This is a genomic window from Nesterenkonia salmonea (genome assembly GCF_005771525.1).
In the GTDB taxonomy this organism is placed as follows: Bacteria; Actinomycetota; Actinomycetes; order Actinomycetales; family Micrococcaceae; genus Nesterenkonia; species Nesterenkonia salmonea.
The window spans coordinates 1-4,875 of sequence record NZ_VAVZ01000075.1 but is presented as its reverse complement, the minus strand read 5'-3'; the positions used below and the strand labels follow the sequence as shown (position 1 = coordinate 4,875).

At 60.2% G+C, this 4,875-nt stretch carries 4 protein-coding genes; 3 read left to right on the top strand and 1 reads right to left on the bottom strand.

Annotated elements, in window-relative coordinates:
- Positions 1–76: 76 nt before the first annotated feature.
- Both FEF26_RS15060 and FEF26_RS15055 read left to right on the top strand, forming a co-directional pair.
- Positions 77–358, top strand: coding sequence for a hypothetical protein (locus FEF26_RS15060; protein WP_208012955.1), 282 nt, complete (start codon positions 77–79; stop codon positions 356–358).
- A gap of 94 nt (positions 359–452) precedes the next feature.
- Positions 453–2,144 carry an SLC13 family permease gene (locus tag FEF26_RS15055; protein WP_243730621.1) on the top strand — a complete coding sequence of 564 codons (1,692 nt, stop codon included), beginning with the start codon at positions 453–455 and terminating at the stop codon, positions 2,142–2,144.
- Here the strand turns inward: FEF26_RS15055 and FEF26_RS15050 are convergent.
- Complete coding sequence (locus FEF26_RS15050) at positions 2,134–3,279, bottom strand: DNA recombination protein RmuC (RefSeq protein ID WP_138254354.1); 1,146 nt, start codon at positions 3,277–3,279, stop codon at positions 2,134–2,136. The two genes, FEF26_RS15055 and FEF26_RS15050, sit on opposite strands and share 11 nt — an antisense overlap.
- 109 nt (positions 3,280–3,388) lie before the next feature.
- Here FEF26_RS15050 and FEF26_RS15045 point away from each other — a divergent pair, with 109 nt between their 5' ends.
- Positions 3,389–4,432 (top strand): PPK2 family polyphosphate kinase, encoded by a 1,044-nt coding sequence (locus FEF26_RS15045; protein ID WP_138254353.1) that lies wholly within the window; start codon positions 3,389–3,391, stop codon positions 4,430–4,432.
- Positions 4,433–4,875 lie beyond the last annotated feature (443 nt).

The window sequence follows — 4,875 nt, the reverse complement described above, 5'->3', positions numbered from 1 at the left end:
GTCATCAGAAGAACGATGCTCCCTTTACGTCCACAGCCTGTAACTTCTGCGGCGATAATGCCCGCTCCTGACTCTGGTGCCAAATGTGTGGGTGATTGTTCTGGGGATGGTCGTGCTCACCGGCGGATTCTTCGCCTCGCATGCGGTGGCATCGGGCTGGTCGGGCGCACTGGCAGTCGCCGGCCGCTCTCAGTCTGCTTCCCTCTACAACGTGGGGTACTACGGGGGCTCGTCTCTGTTCGGATACTTGGGCGGAATTTTTCTCGCTGGCGCGGGGTGGGCAGGAACGGTGGCGATGGTGATCGCACTGACCGTGGTGGCAACGGCCCTGGTCGTGGCGGTTTTGCCGCGGGAGTGAAGGGGCTTCACAGTTATGGCTCACCGAGGCCGTACAGGGTAGGGTTCCTCCTGTCCCCTGTGAATCACAACACATGTGCAAGGAGCCGACGAAGGTGACGCATCCCCGTTCCCGAGTCACCGGGGCCCATTTGAAGCAGTACGATCCTAAGGAACAGTCGGGGCGTGAACAGTCTCATCTCTCGGCTGGGCACCAAGCGGAAGGTTTTGCGAAACCGACTCTGGCTCGCCGTTTGATCGGCCTCTTTGGTGGGGCCCTGGGCGCAGTTCTTATCTACTTCATCATGCCGGCGGACATTGAGATGTGGCCCCGGCTGACTGCCGCCACGGCCGTTCTCATGGCGATTTGGTGGATGACCGAGGCCATACCGATTCCCGCTACGGCGCTTATCCCACTCATTGTTTTCCCCATATTGGTGCCTGAGGGAGAAACGGGATCGGGTGATGAGCCCGCCGGGGGAGTCTCCTTTGATGACGTGGGGGCGTCATACGGCAACAACATCATCTTCATTTTCATGGGCGGCTTCATGCTGGCGTTGGCGATGCAGCGGTGGAATCTTCACCGGCGTATTGCCTTGGTCACCCTCCGGTTCATGGGTTCCAAGCCGACGTCGCTCATCGCCGGGTTCATGATTGCCACAGGTTTCCTCTCCATGTGGGTTTCAAACACGGCCACTGCAGTCATGATGCTTCCGATCGGTATTTCGGTGCTGATGCTGGTTCGCAAAATTCTCGCGGGCGAGGACCCGGAGTCGGTGGGTGATGCCGGCGAGGAGGATGAGGATACCAAGCAGACGGTCATCAAATCCAACTTCGGCACCGCCCTCATGTTGGGTATTGCCTATGCCGCCTCAGTCGGGTCCTTGGGCACTATCATCGGCACTCCGCCCAACACGCTGCTCGCGGGTCATATGCGTGAATATCACGATATGCCGATTACTTTCGGGCATTGGATGCTGGTGGGCGTGCCAATGTCGATCGTCATGATGGCCATCACCTGGTTCTTGCTGACAAAGGTGATCTTCCGTCCGGAGATGGACAATATTCCAGGCGGCGGTGACCTGATTCGCAACGAATTGAGCAAGCTTGGCTCGATGAGCCAGGGTGAGATCCGGACGCTGCTGATCTTCATTCTGGCGGCTTTGTCTTGGGTCTCGATACCTCTGGGCACTGATGCGCTCATTGCATTCGGCGTTCTCGAGGAGGACACTGAGCCCTTCATTGATGATGCCGGTATTGCCATGTGCGTGGCGCTGCTGCTGTTCCTGCTGCCCGCCGGGGGCGACGCGAAGAAAGGCGTTCGCCTTTTGGACTGGGACTATGCGGTGAAACTGCCGTGGGGCGTGCTGCTGCTCTTCGGTGGCGGCTTGGCACTGTCTGGCCAGTTCGGTGATTCGGGTCTCTCCGAGTGGCTGGGCGGACAGGTCGAAGGTCTTGCCGGTATACCGGTGTGGGTCTTGGTGGCCGTGACGGCGCTGGGCATCCTCATCCTGACTGAGATGACATCCAATACGGCCACGGCGGCGACGTTCCTTCCTGTCGCATCGGGTGTGGCTATGGGCACTGGTGTTGACCCACTGGTGTTGGCCGCTCCGGTGGCCCTGGCAGCTACCTGCGCGTTCATGCTCCCGGTTGCCACGCCGCCGAACGCTATTGCCTACGGTTCCGGCTATGTCACCATCGGCCAAATGATTAAGGGTGGTTTCCTGCTCAACCTCATTGGAGTGGTGGTCATTACGATCGTTTCCATGACCCTGCTGGTGTGGGTCTTCGGGCTCACGTTGTAGCTGAACTCTCGTCTGAGAGTCGAGGGCCGAGTGGGTTGACGGCAGCGTTAACTCGCTCGGCCCTAAGTGTTTCTCCGAGATCTTCCAGACTTCCTGCAGTCGCTTCGCCGACTTCGAGGCGTCCCAATGCCTCGGCCTGCGGGAGAACACGGCGCTCAATGTTGCCGATCAGCTTGTTGTATGAGGCCACCGCCTGGGAAAGGCGTGTGCCCGTATCGGTGAGGTGTCCACTCATGGTGGCCAGGCGCTTATAGAGCTCCCGCGAGTTGTTCACGACTTCTGTGATGTTGGCTGCCAACCGCTCTTGCCGCCAAGCGGTCTCGACAGCTTTGAGGGCTGCAAGAAGGGAGGAAGGAGAGACCAGGGTCACGCCCTTCGCCAAGGACCGGTCCAGCAGGCCGGGATCTGAGTTGAGTGCAGCTGAGAGAAGCGACTCGGCTGGCAGGAAGCAGAACACCACGTCGGGGGAGAGTTCTACTGCCTCCCAGTAGCGTTTCTTGGACAGCTCATCCACTCTGGCTCGCAGCGCCTTCGCCTGCAGCGTGGAGTCTTGGGCGTGGAGGGGAGCTTTGGCGTCGATGACCAGGTGCCGCCCACCGGGAAGTTTGACGACCATATCTGGCCGCAGGGTTTCTCCTCCAGAGCCGGTCCCAGTGTGCTGTTCGGTGAAGTCGACATGAGGCAGCATCCCAGCAGCTTCGACTACTCGACGCAGTTGGACCTCTCCCCAGTAGCCACGGGCTGAGGTGGAGTGCAGAGAACCCAGCAGCGCCTGCGTGGATTCGATGATGGTGGCATCAGACTGAGCTGCGTTCCTCAGCTGAAGACTGAGTTGGGAGTGCTGTGCGGCACGCTCACGTTCCAGCTCTTGTATACGCCGCTGGACATCGGTGACACCTTGCCGGACTGGATGGAGCATCTCCAGCAGTGACTCACGTTCCTGCGCGGTGTCGTGGTCCTCGCCTCGGCGACGTTCGATCTCCTCCAGCCTGCCCCGTGCTGCAGCGAGGGACTGCTGTGATTCAGCCAAGGCCGCGGTGGCAGCGTCGTATTGTCGGCGGGTGAGGGCCCAGCAGATAGCGGCGCCGATAGCGCCACCTAGCAGAAACCCTAGGAAAATCATTGGCCAGTCCATGACTCCACTCTGCCACCAGGTACCGAGATGGTGGGGATCCGCCGCGTGCTGCAGTCAGGTGCATCTGATTGGATGGGTCAATCCGCCCCCAACGATGAGGATGCCACTGATGATCGCGAACTCTGAGCAGTTGAACGTCAAGCTATCCGGGGTGCCTGGACCTGATCCGGGCGCAAACCCTCTTGACGCCGACCCACGGAGTCTGTGGAGGGTCAATAGGTTCGACTCGCCACTGGATTTGTCTGCGGTGCCGACGCGGCGTCGTGCCGGATTTGATGAGGGGAAGAAGGCGGGGAAGAAGGCTCTGAAGGAGCGGGGCGAGCTGCTGGCGGACCTCCAGGAAGTCCTCTGGGCGCATGAGTTTGCCGCACCTGAGGATGAGCGCAAGGCAGTGGTGCAGGCGATCGCCGCACGCGCCCCTGAGAAAGACGAGGACGCAGCTCGCCGAAAGGAACTTCTTGGCTCCAAGGTGGAGAAGCTCCTTGAGGAGCTGAAGCCCGGGCCACGCGTGCTGCTGGTCCTCCAGGGAATGGACGCTTCGGGCAAGGGCGGGATGGTGAAGTCAGTGGTGAGCATGATGGATCCGCTGGGGGTGCATGTGACTGCATTCGGTAAACCCACGGAGCAGGAGCTCAAGGAGCACTACTTGGAGCGAATAATCCGTCGACTGCCGAGGCCCGGTCACGTTGGTGTGTTTGATCGCTCGCACTATGAGGATGTGCTGGTGCCTGCGGTGACCGGAACACATGACGCTGATGAGTTGGCTGAGCGGGTGGAGACCTTGCAGCACTTTGAAAGTGAACTGGTTCGCCATGGGTTCGTGATCGTGAAAGTGATGCTCCACGTGTCAGCGAGTGAGCAGTTGGACCGTTTAGTGTCTCGTTTGTACCGGGTTCACAAGCATTGGAAGTACGATCCCTCGGATGCGGATGCCCGCCGCGAGTTTGGCACCTTCCAGACCGTCTATTCGAGCCTAATGGAGGCTACTGACGCTGACTACGCACCTTGGCATGTGGTCGGTGCGGATCGCAAGTGGTACTCCAGGTTGGTGGTACAGGAAATCCTGATCGCTGCGCTCGCTGACCTCAACCTGCGCTGGCCCCCTGCGGATTATGACGTTGAAGCGGAGCGTCGCCGCCTATTGGAGATATAGGGCCTGGGAAAGCGCGGAGTCCTTGGGCCAAAGCAAGATTGCATGGCGATCACCGGGCTGCGCGCCTGAGATCTGCGGGCTCATTCACTCACTGGAATTCTCGCTCAGTATTTGATGGTTATGGTGCTGGGTGCCCACATCATGGTGGGTGCCCCTAGGGCAGGCTCAGCTAGGNATGGTGCTGGGTGCCCACATCATGGTGGGTGCCCCTAGGGCAGGCTCAGCTAGGGCCGGTTTCTGCCCGTGATCAGGTGATCGGGATCGGTGGTGGCCCCGGTTGGGGTTCGGCTTCCCTGGCGGTGGTTTCGTTGGTGGGGACTTGGCCGGGGGTGGTGGGTTGAGGTGGCCGTGGGATTTCATCCGGTGATGTCTCCTACATAACGCCCACATGTTGGTCCCGGTGGTCTCACCCCCAGCATCCCAGGGGTGTTGATGGTCCATAT